Source organism: Paracoccus sp. S4493, from assembly GCF_000967735.1.
GTDB classification, from domain to species: Bacteria; Pseudomonadota; Alphaproteobacteria; order Rhodobacterales; family Rhodobacteraceae; genus Paracoccus; species Paracoccus marcusii.
Window position 1 is genome coordinate 1 of the sequence record NZ_JXYF01000234.1, and the last position, 464, is coordinate 464.

A 464-nucleotide genomic window follows, 5' to 3' on the forward strand; every position below is an offset into this window, starting at 1 on the left:
GGCGCTTGTCCCAGATGCGGATCACCACATAGGTGCCGCCGATCTCTTCGACATTGCCCCATTCGCCCTCGACGATCACTGCGTCGTCGATACGGATGGGCTGGGTGATGGCCAGCTGGATGCCCGCGAACAGGTTGCGCAGCACCGGCTGCAAGGCCAGGCCCACGACCAGCCCCGCCGCTCCGGCCGAGGCCAGCAGGCTGACGCCGTATTGCCGCACGCTGTCAAACGACATCAATGCCGCACTGATGCCGACGGCAACGATCAGCAGGCTGCCCACCTGCTGCAGGATGCGGGACTGGGTGACATGCTTGCGCGCCAGCAGATTGTCTTCGACATCGATGCGGAAACGGCGCAGATGCAGCGCGACCCAGATCTGCAGAGCAGTGCGCGCCACAAGGGTCATGCAGGCGATGAAGCATAACAGCAGCACGTGGCGCAAGGTGGCGGTTTCCTCGACCGTC

General features: G+C 64.2%; 1 protein-coding gene. It reads right to left on the bottom strand.

The window, feature by feature from the left end:
• A partial coding sequence (locus tag TW83_RS16635) for a mechanosensitive ion channel domain-containing protein (RefSeq protein WP_045983900.1) occupies nt 1-464 on the bottom strand: 464 nt, incomplete at both ends.